13 protein-coding genes and 2 tRNA genes are annotated in these 15,968 nt (G+C 27.9%); 5 read left to right on the plus strand and 10 right to left on the minus strand.

The window, feature by feature from the left end:
* Positions 1-158 precede the first annotated feature (158 nt).
* Both ppk1 and ACUXZJ_RS12290 read left to right on the plus strand, forming a co-directional pair.
* Positions 159-2,273 (plus strand): polyphosphate kinase 1, encoded by a 2,115-nt coding sequence (ppk1, locus tag ACUXZJ_RS12285; protein WP_063743895.1) that lies wholly within the window; start codon positions 159-161, stop codon positions 2,271-2,273.
* 12 nt (positions 2,274-2,285) lie between these two features.
* Positions 2,286-3,176, plus strand: coding sequence for a Ppx/GppA phosphatase family protein (locus ACUXZJ_RS12290; protein WP_446195137.1), 891 nt, complete (start codon positions 2,286-2,288; stop codon positions 3,174-3,176).
* Positions 3,177-3,527: 351 nt separating this feature from the next.
* On the opposite strand, the gene ACUXZJ_RS12295 is transcribed toward ACUXZJ_RS12290, so the two are convergent.
* The 5 genes from ACUXZJ_RS12295 to ACUXZJ_RS12315 form a co-directional block, all read right to left on the minus strand.
* Positions 3,528-3,603: transfer RNA gene (locus tag ACUXZJ_RS12295), tRNA-His, on the minus strand.
* A 32-nt stretch (positions 3,604-3,635) separates the two neighbouring features.
* Positions 3,636-3,711: transfer RNA gene (locus tag ACUXZJ_RS12300), tRNA-His, on the minus strand.
* A gap of 84 nt (positions 3,712-3,795) precedes the next feature.
* Entirely contained in the window at positions 3,796-4,512 is a 717-nt protein-coding gene (gene bshB1, locus ACUXZJ_RS12305) for a bacillithiol biosynthesis deacetylase BshB1 (protein ID WP_060382242.1), read from the minus strand.
* Between the two features lie 29 nt (positions 4,513-4,541).
* Entirely contained in the window at positions 4,542-5,570 is a 1,029-nt protein-coding gene (locus ACUXZJ_RS12310) for an isochorismate synthase (RefSeq protein WP_060383833.1), read from the minus strand.
* A gap of 50 nt (positions 5,571-5,620) precedes the next feature.
* Positions 5,621-6,049 carry a PaaI family thioesterase gene (locus ACUXZJ_RS12315; RefSeq protein ID WP_060382243.1) on the minus strand — a complete coding sequence of 143 codons (429 nt, stop codon included), beginning with the start codon at positions 6,047-6,049 and terminating at the stop codon, positions 5,621-5,623.
* 116 nt (positions 6,050-6,165) lie between these two features.
* On the opposite strand from ACUXZJ_RS12315, the gene ACUXZJ_RS12320 reads away from it, so the two are divergent.
* On the plus strand, positions 6,166-7,704 hold the full coding sequence (locus tag ACUXZJ_RS12320) for a hypothetical protein (protein ID WP_060382244.1): 1,539 nt from the start codon (positions 6,166-6,168) through the stop codon (positions 7,702-7,704).
* Positions 7,705-7,821: 117 nt separating this feature from the next.
* Here ACUXZJ_RS12320 and rluF read toward each other — a convergent pair whose 3' ends face one another.
* The 4 genes from rluF to ACUXZJ_RS12340 form a co-directional block, all read right to left on the minus strand.
* Positions 7,822-8,580 carry a 23S rRNA pseudouridine(2604) synthase RluF gene (rluF, locus tag ACUXZJ_RS12325; RefSeq protein ID WP_060382245.1) on the minus strand — a complete coding sequence of 253 codons (759 nt, stop codon included), beginning with the start codon at positions 8,578-8,580 and terminating at the stop codon, positions 7,822-7,824.
* A 178-nt stretch (positions 8,581-8,758) separates the two neighbouring features.
* Positions 8,759-9,601 carry an alpha/beta fold hydrolase gene (locus ACUXZJ_RS12330; protein WP_063743893.1) on the minus strand — a complete coding sequence of 281 codons (843 nt, stop codon included), beginning with the start codon at positions 9,599-9,601 and terminating at the stop codon, positions 8,759-8,761.
* Between the two features lie 144 nt (positions 9,602-9,745).
* The gene (locus ACUXZJ_RS12335) at positions 9,746-10,522 is read right to left on the minus strand and encodes a zinc ribbon domain-containing protein (protein ID WP_060382246.1); all 777 of its coding nucleotides are present in this window, start codon (positions 10,520-10,522) and stop codon (positions 9,746-9,748) included.
* 4 nt (positions 10,523-10,526) lie between these two features.
* Positions 10,527-11,642 (minus strand): Nif3-like dinuclear metal center hexameric protein, encoded by a 1,116-nt coding sequence (locus ACUXZJ_RS12340; RefSeq protein WP_060382247.1) that lies wholly within the window; start codon positions 11,640-11,642, stop codon positions 10,527-10,529.
* A 312-nt stretch (positions 11,643-11,954) separates the two neighbouring features.
* Here ACUXZJ_RS12340 and lpxK point away from each other — a divergent pair, with 312 nt between their 5' ends.
* A complete protein-coding gene (gene lpxK, locus ACUXZJ_RS12345; RefSeq protein ID WP_060382248.1) occupies positions 11,955-12,983 on the plus strand; it encodes a tetraacyldisaccharide 4'-kinase in 1,029 nt (342 codons plus the stop codon).
* Complete coding sequence (locus tag ACUXZJ_RS12350; RefSeq protein WP_060382249.1) at positions 12,955-13,767, plus strand: purine-nucleoside phosphorylase; 813 nt, start codon at positions 12,955-12,957, stop codon at positions 13,765-13,767. Before lpxK ends, ACUXZJ_RS12350 begins: the two co-directional genes overlap by 29 nt.
* Before the next feature lie 8 nt (positions 13,768-13,775).
* Here ACUXZJ_RS12350 and ACUXZJ_RS12355 read toward each other — a convergent pair whose 3' ends face one another.
* Positions 13,776-15,953: a tetratricopeptide repeat-containing hybrid sensor histidine kinase/response regulator gene (locus tag ACUXZJ_RS12355; protein ID WP_060382250.1), complete on the minus strand. Its 2,178-nt coding sequence runs from the start codon at positions 15,951-15,953 to the stop codon at positions 13,776-13,778.
* Between the last annotated feature and the right edge of the window lie 15 nt (positions 15,954-15,968).

The following is a 15,968-nucleotide window of genomic DNA, read 5'->3' on the forward strand; positions in this document are numbered from 1 at the left end:
TCATGATGTCATTACAAATTTTGTCAATAAATTTGATGGTATTATATAATACTATTCTAATTCCTGATTTCTATTTTTATTATTATGCCTAAATGATCCTAAACAAATAGAATTAAGAATTAAGATCTTAATATTTTCAAAAGAAATAGACTATATATATGCCAAATAATCAAAATAGATATATAGACCGAGAAAAAAGCTGGTTAGCTTTTAATTTTAGAGTATTACAAGAAGCTGCTGATGAAAAAGTTCCTCTATTGGATCGTTTGCGATTTCTAGGTATTTTTTCAAACAACCTTGATGAATTTTTTAGAGTTCGATACGCTGCTATTAGACGACTAGCTTTAGAAGGAAAAACCGATAATCAAATACTAGGAGGAATATCTTTACAACAACTAATAAAAGACATCATAGAGATTGTTATAGACCAACAATCAGAAAGTCTTCGAATATTAAGTATCATTGAAAAAGAACTAGAAAAAGAAAGTATTTTTATCATTAATGAAAATGAAATAAATAAGGAACAACAAAATTTTATTAGAAATTTCTTCATACAAAAAGTAAGCCCTGAATTAGTAACCATCATACTTAACGATTTAGACGAATTTCCTTTACTAAAAGACACTTCAGGATATTTAGCTATTAAAATGGTAATGAAACCTAATGAAGAGGGATCTATTCTTGAAAAAATAAAATTTAAAAAAGAGATTCGATATGCCGTAATTGAAATCCCTAAAACTATTAATCGTTTTGTCGTTTTACCTTCCAATAACGACAAACAATATATCATTATGTTAGATGACGTAATACGTTACAATATTCATCAAATATTTACCATTTTTGATTATGACAGCATAACCGCTCACATGATAAAAATTACTCGTGATGCAGAATTAGAACTTGATACAGATTTAAATAAAAGTTTTTTAGAAAAAATTTCATTAGGAGTTAAAGACAGAAGAATAGGTGAACCTGTACGATTTGTTTACGATCAAACAATTGATAAAGACACATTGAAATTTTTCTTACAAAAAATGGGTATTAACTCAAAAGAAAGCTTAATCCCAGGAGGTCGATACCATAATCGTAGAGATTATATGGATTTTCCTAATCTAGGTAGATTTGATCTATTATATAAATCAAACACACCATTAACGATAAAAGGTTTAAGTTTAGAAGGAAGTATACTAAAACAAATTGAACGTAAAGATTATCTATTAAATGCTCCTTATCAATCTTTTTCCTATATTATCCGATTTCTTAGAGAAGCAGCATTAGATCCATACGTAACAACCATAAAAATCACCCTATATCGTTTAGCTAAAAATTCACAAATCGTAAGTTCTTTAATCAATGCAGCTAAAAACGGAAAAAAAGTAATCGTTCAAATAGAACTACAAGCCCGATTTGATGAAGCTAGTAATATTTCTTATGCAGAAATAATGCAAACCGAAGGTATCCAATTAATTTTTGGTGTAAAAGGATTAAAAGTTCACAGCAAAATATGTTATATAGAACGAATTGATGAAAAAGGAAGATTAAAACGTTATGGAATCATATCAACAGGTAATTTCAATGAATCTAGTGCCAAAATATACACAGATGTAACTTTATTTACTGCACATCAAAAAATATTGAAAGATATGGTCAAAGTTTTTGAATTCTTTCAAATCAATTACAAAGTACACCGCTATAAACATTTGATACTATCTCCTCATTATACTCGATCTAAATTTTGCAAATTAATCGATCGTGAAATACTCAACGCCTCATTAGGTAAACCCGCTTATATAAAGCTTAAAATGAATAGTCTATCAGATTACAAAATGATAGATAAACTATATGATGCAAGTAGAGCTGGTGTAAAAATTCAATTGATTATTAGAGGAATTTGCTCCTTAATACCAGGAATTAAAGGAATGAGTGAAAATATAGAAGCCATTTCTATCGTAGATGCCTATTTAGAACATTCCAGAGTATATATTTTTTGCAATGAAAACAACCCAGATGTTTTTATATCATCAGCTGATTTTATGACCAGAAATTTAGATGCACGAGTAGAAGTTTCATGCCCTATATATGATGAAGATATCAAAAAAGAATTAATAGACACCTTTGATATTGGTTGGAAAGGAAACGTAAAAGCTCGTTTTCACTCCGAAAAATTAGATAACAAATACCGTTTAAGAGAAAACAATCCTGTTTTTAGAGCACAATTAGAAACCTATCAATATTATCGAAATAAAATAGAAATTATAGAAGAAATAATTTAAAATCAATCTCAAATGATTAAAATTAAAAAATATGCAGCAATTGATATAGGATCTAATGCCGTAAGATTACTAATCATGAATATAGTAGAGAAAGATGGTAAAGAAACCCAATTTAATAAAAGTGCTTTATTCAGAGTCCCTATCCGATTAGGACAAGATGCTTTTACAGTAGGAGAAATTACGCCAGAAAACATTAATAGAATGGTAAATGCTATGAAAGCTTATAAATTATTAATGGGTGTTTATAAAGTAGAAAAATATAAAGCTTGTGCTACTTCCGCCATGAGAGAGGCCTATAACGCAAAAGAGGTTGTAGAATTAATAAAAAAGAAAGCTGAAGTTAAAATAGATATTATTGATGGAAAAAAAGAAGCTGCAATTATAGCTGCTTCCGATTTACACTCATTCATAAAAACAGAACAAACCTATTTATATGTAGATGTAGGAGGAGGAAGTACGGAATTTTCCTTATTCAGTGAAGGAAAAATGATTGCTTCTAAATCATTTAAAAACGGAACAGTACGCTTACTCAACGAAATGGTAAACAATGTAGTTTGGGAAGAAATTGAAAAATGGATCAAAAGTGTTACAGAACCTTATGAAGATATTACTCTAATTGGTTCTGGAGGAAATATTAATAAAATTTTCAAATTATCTGGAAAACAGCAAGACAAACCTTTATCTTATATTTATTTAAACACACAATACCAATACCTCTCCTCATTATCTTATGAGGAAAGAATTGCTGAATTAGGATTAAATACAGACCGAGCAGACGTAATTATACATGCACTAAGAATTTATCTAAACGCTATGAAATGGAGTAAAGCTAATAAAATTTACGTCCCTAAAATAGGACTCTCAGACGGTATTGTTAAAGCCATGTATTACGAAAAGATATAAAAAAACACTTCCTAATTTTAGCCTACACATACATTTTGCAAAATGCCCCTACTTAAGGCAAAAAACACTGACTTATATAATCTAAAATAAAAAACAGTTACAAAATAAAAACGCTTATAAAGTATCTTTAAAATCCTTTATAAGCGTTTTTTATATCTCTAGAAAACCAAATTGATCAAAATAAACGAGGTTTTTCAGTGACCTCCTCCTAATTTTATCTCCTTTTTTAGTTTTAGCTAAAAAAGGGGGTATTTTTTAAATGGTATAAATCAAACATATTTTTGAGTTAACCCTAATTTTTGTAGGAGTAATTAATAAAAAAAGTCCTACTAATTTAGTAGGACTTTTTTAGGGTGAATGATGGGTCTCGAACCCACGACCTTCGGAACCACAATCCGACGCTCTAACCAACTGAGCTACAATCACCATGATGTTATTTAAAACTTTTATCTTATTTTAGGGTGAATGATGGGTCTCGAACCCACGACCTTCGGAACCACAATCCGACGCTCTAACCAACTGAGCTACAATCACCATTTTCAGCAATACCAACTACTTCCGTATTGCGAGTGCAAATATACAACAAAAGATTAGTCTTGCAAACTATTTTATAAAAAAATTACAATAAATTTTCTAAAGTACTGACTGCCAAACATCTTTCTACTGTGAATCCTTCTGCAAAATCTGTCCCTATTAATCGTCCTAAATCTTGTGCACGATATTGAACGCTATCTAAAAAATTCTTTGAGGTAATAGGTGTTTCTGGCTCTGATGAATTAGGGTCATAAAATTGAGATGAATAAGCTAAAATAGATTGCATCTTTAATTCCATAAAACCTGAAATATCAACAGCAAAATCTGGTTTTATATTCATCCATTGTATATAATGATAGATTTTTTTGGGACGCCAAGCCTCTTGAAACTGTCCATCTAGTTCTGTCTCTATTTTTTGCAATCCTGATAAAAAACAAGCATCTGAAACTAAGTTACTTCCCTTAGGATGATCTATATGTCTATCCTGAATAGCGTTACATAACACTATTTCAGGTCTATATTTACGAATCATTTTTATAATTTCAATTTGATGATATTCATCATTCTTAAAGAAACCATCTCGAAATTTTAAATTCTCTCTTATCTCAACTTTTAAAATTTTAGCCGCTTTTAATGCTTCTAAATCTCTAATTTCAGCAGTACCTCTAGTTCCTAATTCACCTCTTGTTAAATCAATAATACCTATTTTTTTACCTAAACTTGCTTCTTTTGCAAGAGTCCCTGCACAACCCAACTCAACATCATCAGGATGAGCTCCAAATGCTAATATCTCTAATTTCATGATTTTAATTTTAATATTTTATATTCTTTTTATTTAGAGTTATTAATAATTATCCTCATAGTTTTACTTTTATTAAGAGTTTCATACCATTCTGATTCTGGATTACTATCCCTTGTAATTCCACAGCCTATAAATAAATTAATCTTATTTTCTAAAACTTTCATACATCTTAAATTGACATAGAGATCCGTTGATTTTTCATTTGTATTACAATCTATATTTAATTCTCCAAGAAATCCTGTATAAAATTCTCTATGATACCCTTCTTCTTTTTCTATAAAGTTTTTTGTTATCATTTTTGGAACACCACATACAGCTGGAGTCGGGTGTAATACATTTATTATTTCTTCTAAAATAGTAGCATCTTTTACAATCCCTTTTATATCCGTTCTTAGATGAAATAATTTACCCGCTTTACTAGTATAAGCATCTGAAATTTGAAGATCATAAATTATTCCTTTTAATTGATCTTTTATAAAATCTGTAACAAATTGCTGTTCTTTCTTTTCTTTTTTAGTCCATAAAACACGTTCTTCATTTTGGGCTATTTGTGTACCTGCCAAAGCCATAGTTTCAAAATTATTTTCTTTTATAGAAAATAATTTTTCTGGGGTTGCTCCCATCCACAAACCAATTTTAGGATGATACCAAGTATAGCAAAAAGCAGAAGGATACTTAAACAACATTTGTTCAAAACTTCTAAACATATCAAAACCTTTAATTAGAACCTCTTCTGTCCTTGAAAGCACTACTTTATCAAAATCTCCCGTTTCTATTATACTTATACCCTTTTTAACTAATTCAATAAAATTTTGTTTATCCAATAGATTTTCTAAAATATCTATCTCCAAATCTTTTATTTCATGATCAAAATAAACTGAATTATATTTTAGTTCAGATTTTTCTAATGGAAAAATAATAGGTACCCCAGTAAATGGTGCAAAAATAAAAGCTTCTTCTTTAAAATTTTCTGTAAAATAGATATGATCATTTTCTTGAAAAATACCTACTAAGGTTTTCGTATTGGGTTTACGATAAAGAACAAATGGCAAGTTCATTTTTTGTTGAATTTTTGCCCTTTCAAATATGCTTTTCATTCATTAAAAAATTATAATTCTCTTTTAGGAAGTACTATATTTGTCAACTTACACAAAGAAATAAGTGATTTATTTTCATCCTCAATTCTTATTTCCCATAAATGCAAAGATCTTCCTTTATGAACTAACTTAGCTATTGCTGTTACCTCTCCTGTTCTTTTACTTTTTAAATGATTAGCTGATATTTCAATCCCTCTAATCTCTTGTTTTTCTAAATTTATAAACATAAGCGAAGCAGCACTGCCTACACTCTCTGCTAAAGCTACAGTTGCTCCTCCATGCAATAATCCCATTGGTTGATGTACACTACTCTCAACAGGCATCTTAGCTATTAGATAATCATTTCCTGCTTCTATAAATTTTATTTTTAATGTTTCCATCAATGTATTTTGACACAAAACATTACATTTTTCAACAAATTTTTCCTTATCAAATATCATATCTATAAAAATATCCTATCAAAAGTACAAAAATTAGGACTAAAATATCTGAAGTGTTTTAAAAAACACTTTTTACATTTTTATTTTCTTTATTTTTATACCAAATTATAATCATAATGCGCCAATATTTCCTTTTTTTGATTAGTATCGTTTCGATATTTATTTCTTGTCGGAAAGATTTTGAAACGAAACCGAGTAACGGGCAATTATCTTTCTCTAAAAACACGGTTTACTTAGACACTGTTTTTTCTGGAATTTCTTCTAGCACTTATTCCTTAAAAGTATATAATAAAAGCAATGAAGACCTACACATTCCTACAATTTCTTTAGAAAAAGGATCTCTATCTAAATATAGGTTAATGATTGATGGTACAACAGGAACAAATAATCAAGGAAAAACATTTCATAATATAGAAATATTAGCCAATGATAGTTTGTATATTTTCATTGAAGAAACAGCCAATATTAAAGATGTCAATTCTACAGATTATCTCTATACAGACAAAATTTTATTTGACACAGGAATCAATCAACAAAAAGTTGATTTAGTTACATTAATTCAAGATGCTATTTTTTTATATCCTGAGAAAAAGGAAAAATTAACTCTAAATGACTTAGTTCCAAACAATACAGTCTATGGATTTGAATTAAATGAAAATGATCCAATTAATGGTAACGAACTTCATTTCACTAACACAAAACCCTATGTCATTTATGGATATGCAGGAGTTCCTGCTAATAAAACATTAATAATTGATCCTGGAACTAGAATATATTGTCATAATCAATCTGGAATTTTTGTAAAAAAATCAGGTTCTATTAAAATAGAAGGAACCATATCTACTGACCAAAAAAAATTAGAAAAAGAAGTCATAATTGAAGGGGATCGTTTAGAATCTAAATATGCCGAAATACCAGGTCAATGGGGAGGAATTTATTTAGCAGAAGGAAGCATGAATAATAATTTTAATCATCTGACTATAAAAAACAGTTCATTTGGAATTTTTATAGATCGAAATGAAGAATCTATTACCAATATTTTTAATACTCAAATATATAACTCTAGTGATTTCGGATTAGCAGCTAGAAAAAGTAAAATAAATGGAGAAAACATTGTTATTAACAAATGCGGACAAGCTAGTTTAGCTTGTACATTAGGAGGCGAATATCGTTTTAAATCTTGTACTTTTGCTAATTATTGGAATAATAGTAACCGTCAAATTCCTTGTGTTTATATAGATAATACCTATAAACAAAAAGAGGTATTATTTACTTCTGATCTTATTTTAGCTAGCTTTATTAATTGTATTATATATGGAAATAATAACATTGAGTTAGGTTTGAAAAAAAACGATTCAGCAGCATTTAATATTGATTTTAATCACTGTTTAATCAAATTTAACGATCCAAACAATTTATATAATAATTCTTTATACAACTTAATAAAAAATCCTAGTAATAATAATATTATAGACACACGACAAAATAATTTTGATCCAAAATTCAAAGATCCCATTAAAAACAATCTCCGAATTCTTAAAAATTCACCAGTTATAGCCAAAGGAAATAATTCTTTTTTAATTCCAAAAGATATAGATGACAAAAATAGAACATCTCCTCCTGATTTAGGAGCCTATCAACATTTAATAGAATAATAAAGATCTTTACGAAAATACCTATCTTATTTTCATTAAATAAAAACCCCAAAAAATAATGTTTTACTATTTTTTGGGGTATATTATGTGTTTTAAAAAGGTTTTTATTAAAAAGAACTAATTAATCTTTTTATTTGATTTTAAAAGACTAGCTTCTTCTGTTTTACTAGAAGGAGCTATTAATTTATTTAATTGATTAATTTCTTTTTCTGTTAACTCTCTATATCTACCTAAAGGAACATCTAATGATATATTAATTATACGAACTCTTTTTAACCTTACAACTTCATAACCCAAATACTCACACATACGACGAATTTGTCTATTCAATCCTTGTGTTAATATTATTTTAAAAGATGTAGTATCTATTTGTTCTGTTTTGCATTTACGGGTTATAGTACCTAAAATAGGAACACCATTACTCATTTTTTTTACAAAACGTTCGTTTATAGGCTTATTAACTGTTACAATATATTCTTTTTCATGATTATTACGAGCTCTTAATATCTTGTTTACAATATCTCCATCATCTGTCATAAATATAAGACCTTCACTAGCTTTATCTAATCGACCAATAGGGAAAATTCGTTTAGGATAGTTAATATAATCAATTATATTATTTTTAACTTTTAAATTCGTTGTACACTCAATTCCTATAGGTTTATGAAAAGCTAAATAAATGGGTTTACTTGTTTTTTCTCGAATAAGTTTACCATCTACTCTTATTTCATCATCTAAAGAAACTTTTGTTCCTAACTCTGGAATTTTTCCATTAATAGTAATACGTCCTTGTTCTAACAGCTTATCTGCTTCACGACGGGAACAAAAACCTGTTTCTGATAAAAATTTATTAATTCTTGTCTTATTCTCTTCCATTTTACAAAGATAGTAATAGAAATTAAAAATTATGATTTTAGAAATTAGATAATAGATACAAGAAAAAAAATAGACTTTTACATTAAAGCTATATTATCCCTTAAAAATTTAATCTGAGTATTCTATTTTTAACTACCTCCTTATTTTAAGCATTTTATATTTTTAATGAAGAATAGATTTAATGAAATAAAAACCAATTGATTTCTTTAAAAATTTTTATATCCTGTAATGAATGTCCTAATCCTTTAGTTTCAATAAGACGTGCATCTTTCCAAGCTTCTGCTATTTTTCTTCCTTCATCAACAAATACTGTTTGATCTTCTACATCATGAATAATTAATCCTTTTATTTTGGTATTTTGTACAAATCGTTGGGCTGAAAATTTATCTAACTCTTCTTGATATTCCGTTACACACCTATCGTTTAATTTTTTTCTCAATTTTGAATTTAAGTTTAATAAACAAACGTATTTTTTTAGAATAAAAACAAAATCACAAGGAGTTCCTAGTGTAATTATTTTTTTAATACAATCTGAAGAAAAGGCATATTGGTAGTACAAACAAGCATTTCCTCCTATTGAATGACCTATTAAATATTGTGGCTTATATTTTTGAACAGTTTCATTAATAAATTGACCATATTGAGGTATTGTAAATCGTTTTCCGTCTGAAAGGCCATGAGCAGGCGCATCTATTGCTATTATTGTACTTCCTGTAGCTTTTAAATAAGGAAATATATGTTCCCAACGAGAAGAATTACTTTCCCAGCCATGTATTAAAAGTATTTTAGTATCATTTCCGTGCCAGATATAAATTTGAAAAGTTAGGTCTTCTTTTTTCAATTTTTCAATTTTAGATTCTTGCAAAAATTGAGGAAGTTTTTTCGGGTTTAATTTTCCTTTTTTAGGAGTAGTAAAAAGCAGAAATACTAACTCTGACGTTTTTTCAGGAAATACACAACTAAAAAGATTAAGAAATAATCCTATGCTTTTAGTGAATAAAAAATATAAAAAATAATTCATAAAAAGAGACTGTCCAAAAAGTTTGAAATCTTCTCATTTCGACCAAAGGGAGAAATGATACAATGTTGATTATAAGACTACTCCTTACGTTGGAGTGACAAACTACATGTTGATTTATTACTTTTTGGACAGCCCCAAATATTATTATATTTTAGCAAATAATTGTTCCATTTTTTCTCTTTCTTCATCCGCTAAAACAGCATCTACTAAAATCCTTCCGCTATGTTCATCCGTAATTACTTTTTTACGAGCAGCAATTTCCATTTGTGTTTGAGGAGGAATTGTAAAAAAAGAGCCTGCTGAAGCACCACGTTCAATAGACACTACTGCCAAACCATTACGTACATTTCCACGAATACGTTTGTATGCTTTTAACAAGCGGTCTTCTATCTGTGCTTCAAATTCTTGTGACTTACTTACTAAAAAAACTTCTTCTTTCTCAGTTTCAGACATAATTTCTTCTAACTCTGACTTTTTGTGTTTTAAGTGAGTTGATTTTGCTTCTAATTTTTCTTTTGTCTGAGCTATTGAAACTTTTTTATGTTCAATTGAAGCCTTCATCTCACGAATATGCTTTTCTGCTAACTGAATTTCAAGTTCTTGAAATTCAACTTCTTTTGTCAATGAGTTAAATTCACGATTATTACGAACTTCTTTTTGTTGTGAAGTATACTTTTTAATTGCTTCTTTATGTTCTTCTATAGAACCCTTTTTAGCTTTTATTTGTTCTTCTATTGACTCTAAATCAGTTTTTAATTTTTCAACTCTTTTAGTCAAACCAGCAACTTCATCTTCTAAATCTTCCACTTCAAGAGGCAATTCACCTCTTACGTTTCTAATTTCGTCGATTCTTGAATCGATTAATTGTAAGTCGTATAACGCTCTTAATTTTTCTTCTACATTCAATTCTTTTGTTGCCATATTTCTACAAGTAATTAACTGGATTTGTATTTATTTCAGATAATATAATTTTGTCTTTCGACAAATAGTTTGCAAAACTACAAATTTTTTTCTTAAGAAAATCAACAATATACTTTTTTGTAAATCTTTCGCTTTCAAAATGTCCTATATCAGCTAACAAAATTTTATTTTCTGCTTCATAAAAATTATGATATTTTAAATCAGCTGTTAAGTAGGCATCTACTCCATTTTGAATTGCTTTTTGAATTGCAAAAGCACCAGAACCTCCTAAAACAGCTACCTTTTTTATCTTTTTTTCTGTAAAATCAGTATGTCTTATAACTCCACATTGCATTTTTTCTTTCACAAATTCAAGAAATTCTTTTTCATTCATTGGTGTTTCTAATTCACCTATCATTCCCAATCCAATATTTTGGTGTGAATTTTCTAAATTATATATTTCATAAGCAACTTCTTCATATATATGATTATTAAATAAAGCTTTTAAAATTTTTCCTTGTTTGTATTTTTCAAAAGTAACTTCTATTTTAACTTCCTCTGCTTCTATAAATTCAAGTCGTTCTCCTATTTCAGGATTACTACTTTCATTTCCCATATAAGTCCCCTTTCCTTTTGAATTAAAACTACAATCCTCATAGTTACCAATTTTCCCAGCTCCTGCCTCAAATAAAGCATTCCTAACTTTCTCTACATTTTCTGGAATTGTATAAGTAACTAATTTTTGAATAAAATTTACTTTAGGAATTAAAACTTTAGTACTTTGTAATCCTAAAGCATTACAAATTGTTTTATTAACTCCTTCTTGATGATTATCTAAAGCAGTATGTACAGCATAAATGGCAATATCATGTTTAATTGCTTTTAAAATAGCTCGTTCTACATAATTTTTACCCGTAATTTTTTTGATTCCCGAGAATAAAATAGGATGAAAACAAACTACTAAATTACACTTTTTCAAAATAGCTTCATCTATTATCTTTTCTAGAGCATCATGACAAACCAGTACCCCAGTAACTTCTAAATCTTTGTTCCCTACTAACAACCCTACATTATCAAAATCTTCAGCATAGGCCAAAGGAGCCATTTCTTCTAAAACAGAAATTATATCATTTATTGTCATATCCTTCAAAATTTATTTCTAAACATCATTTTATTACTTCTTTTTATCCCATATTAAATTACAATAGCCTATACTATTACATTAATTAAAGCTTTTATTTTTACAAATCTATATATTTTATTCTTAATCAATATATACAATTTCAAAGCCTTTTTTCTTTTCTAAAATTAAAATCTCTTCTATTCTTAAAACTAAAGTAAGACTACTACACAAGCCAACTACTCTTTTATACCCTACTTTAACCTTTAAAATTTTATTTCCCTCTTTTTTTCTACTTAATGTATTATTATCTTTGTATAATTTGACATTAAAATGAAAACCCTTCGAAAATTACTTTTCCCTTTTTCTATAATATATGGTTTCCTAACCAATATTCGGAATTTTTTATACAATATTGGATTCTTAAAATCTTATGCTTTTAATACACCTATTATTGCTGTTGGTAATTTAAGTGTAGGTGGAACAGGAAAAACCCCTTTAATAGAATATTTAATTCACTTATTACACGATAAATACAAAATAGCCACATTAAGTCGTGGTTATAAACGAAAATCAAAAGGTTTTATATTAGCTAATGAAAAAATTACAAGTGAAATATTAGGAGATGAACCGTATCAATTTTTTCAAAAATTCTCTACAATTAAAGTAGCCGTAGATGCTAATAGAAAAGAAGGAATAGAAAAATTATTAGCATTACCTAATAAACCTGACATCATTTTATTAGATGACGCTTTTCAACATAGAAAAGTAAAAGCAGGCTATTATATAATGCTATCTTCTTATGACGACCTTTTTTACAACGATCTTATCTTACCAGCAGGTAATTTACGTGAAAATAAAAAAGGAGCCCAACGAGCTAACATGATAATTATCACAAAATGTCCTAAAGAAATTGATGAAATTGCAAAGTCTAAAATACGTGAAAAGATAAGACTATTTTCAAAAGCAGAAACACCTATTTATTTTTCTTACATAGAATATGATAAAAAAATATTTAATGATGATAATTTTATCATTACTTCGTCTTTGGAAAGGGATTACCTTGTAGTATCAGGAATAGCAAAACCAGAGCCCTTTTTTAATTTTTTACAAGTAAAAAAAGAAAATCGAATGATTTTTACCGATCATCACAATTTTACAGAAACTGATTTAAAAAACATTTTAAAGCGTGCTGCTGGCAGAAAAATTATAACAACAGAAAAAGATTATATGCGTTTAAAAGGGAAATTACCAAAAGAACAGCTATATTATTTACCTATAAAAACCGTATTAAAAAAAGAAAATATATTATTTGAATCTGAAATTTTAAACTATGTGGGAAAAAGTGCAAGAAACCGTTGATTACATTACAAATAAAATCAATTTTAAACCTGAATATGGTATCATATTAGGTTCTGGATTAGGTGGTTTTACTGACGATATTGAGGTGGAGTTTATGTTATCTTATAATGAAATTCCTAATTTTCCTGTATCTACCGTACAAGGACATAAAGGAGCATTAGTATTTGGAACCATTGGTTCAAAGAAAGTAGTTGCTATGCAAGGACGTTTTCATTATTATGAAGGTTATAACATGCAGGAAGTAACTTTTCCTGTTCGAGTTATGAAGTATATTGGAGTAAATAAATTAATAGTTTCAAATGCTTCTGGAGGAGTAAACCCTAATTACAATGTAGGGTCTATTGTTTTGCTCAAAGATCATGTTAATATGATGCCAGAACATCCTCTAAGAGGTAAAAATGATGAGCGTTTTGGACCTCGATTTGTTAATATGAGCGAGCCTTATAGTAGACAAATGCTAGCCAAAGCAAAAGAAATTGCAAGTGATCTAGGAATTCAAGTACAAGAAGGAATATATTTAGCTTTACAAGGTCCAACTTATGAAACTTTAGCCGAATATAAAATGGTAAAAGCCCTTGGTTGTGATTGTGTAGGAATGAGCACTGTTCCTGAAGTAATTGTTGCTAGACACATGGAATTAGAAACTTTTGGAATTTCTGTAATAACAGATATAGGCGATGCCGAAAATATAGACAGTGTAACACACGAAGAAGTATTAGAGGCTGTAAAAACTACAGAACCTCATATACGTAAGTTAATAAAAGAAATCATTATACAATATTAAACTTCAAATTAAACAAGGTTGGTCTCGATGATTTTATAAAAATCATCGGGATTAAACGGTTTCGTTATCACATCTGTCATACCATAAGATAATAACATTTCTCTATTTTCATTTAAAGAAATAGCCGTTAGTGCTATAATAGGTGTTTCTTTATCAAATTTTCTAATTTTTTCAGTTGCAACTGTACCATTTATACCTGGTAAATGAACATCCATTAAGGTAATATTATATTGATTTTTACGCATCATCTCAATAGATTCCTCTCCTGTTTCACATAAAGTGACAAGCATTTTTTTCTTTTCTAAAATTTTCTTCGTGATCATTTGATTTATTTTGTTGTCTTCAACAAGCAAAACTTTTTTACCAATAAACACTTCATTATTTAAAATTTGATCTGTCTTTTCTACTTTAGAAGTTCCTTTTTCTAATGTTAAATTAAAATAAAATCGTGATCCTTTATCTACTTCACTCATAACTTTTATTTCCCCTTTCATAAGAGCCACCAATCTTTTTACAATTGTCAGCCCCAATCCTGTACCCCCATATTTTCTATTTATTTCAACAGAACCTTGAGAAAAACTTTCAAAAATTTCTTCTTGCTTATTTTCTGGTATACCAATACCTGTATCCTTAATTTCAAAATGAATATCACATACATCATTATTCTCTGAAATTAATTTAGCAATAAAAAGTACTTCTCCATTTTTTGTAAACTTTAAAGCATTATTAATTAAATTAATAAAAATTTGTGATATTTTAGTCGTATCTCCTATTAGATTTTTAGGAATATTTTCATCTATCTCTAATCGAAACAAATTATTATTTTGCTCTGCTAATTCTTTTAAAGATTTATGTATGTTACTAACTAGCTCTCTAAAATTAAAATTAATTAATTCTAGTTCTATATTATTAGATTCAATTCTATTGATTTCTAAAATTTCATTTATATAAGTTAAAAGATAATTACCTGAAAATTTCAATGATTTCAAATATTCTATTTGGCTTTTTTTAGGACTTTCCTCTAATAATAAATGAGATATACCATTAATGGCATTCAAAGGTGTCCTTAGCTCATGACTTACAGTAGATAAAAACTCAGTTCTAGCTTTAGATGCCTTTTCTATTCTTTCTTTAGCCTCTTTCAGTTCATTATTTTTTTCTCTTAGTAACTCATTAGATCTATTGCGAATAATATTATTTTTATAGAGAGAAAGACTCAATAAAGAAAGAATTGTAATCAAAGCAATTGCTAGAATATTTATTAATTTAGAAAATTGAGTTGCTTTTTCTTGACTTTTTTTATCCTTATCCATTTTCTCCATTGATTTCATCAAATCATCTACTTTTACTTGTTCGTTAATCAGATGTTGATTTTTAAGCTCTCCTACTCGTTCTAAAGAATCTTTTATGCGGAGATGCTTTTTTAGAAATAACAAAGAGTTATTAGTTAAAGTACTTGCTTCATAAACCCTACTTAATTCTTCTGTAGACCTTAATTGTAAACAAGCATTATTTTCTTTTTTACTTAATAAGTATGATTTTTTAAAATATTGTAAAGCATCTACATATTTTTTTTCTTTCTTTTTTATAATTCCTAATTGAAAAAATATCTCCGATTTATTTCTTTTAATCTCTTTAGAATGAGGACTATTCAATAGTTTTATAAGATTTGCTTCAGCTAACTTTAGATTGTTTTGTTTTATATAAATTTTAGCTTTTTCTAATAGTAGAACAACTTTAGCTTCTGGCAAATCAATATTATCATATACTGAATTAGCTTTACTAAAGTAAGCCTCTGCTTTTATATTATTTGCCTTATTCAAATGGCAAATTCCTATTTTAAAATAAGATAAAGCTAATTTACTAGACGGTTCTAAAGTATTATAAACAGAAATTGCTCTAATAAATTTTTCTATTGCATCATCATATCTTTCAGAATCTAGATAAATAATACCTAAAGTATAATATCCATTTGCCAAAGATGCCTTATTAGTTGTTTTTTTAGCAAATACAATAGATTTATTAGCATTTTCTAAAGCTCTTTCAAAAATTTTAAAATTTTTAAAACGTATTGCTTTCTCAGAATAATAATAAGAGCTATCTACAGAAGAATTATCTGTAGTGTTATAAAATCCTGAAATTTGTAAATTAACAAAAAGAAGGATATACAAATATATTTTGTTCATAGGGAGTTGAAAAAA

The organism is Flavobacterium sp. TN-1, from assembly GCF_052828645.1.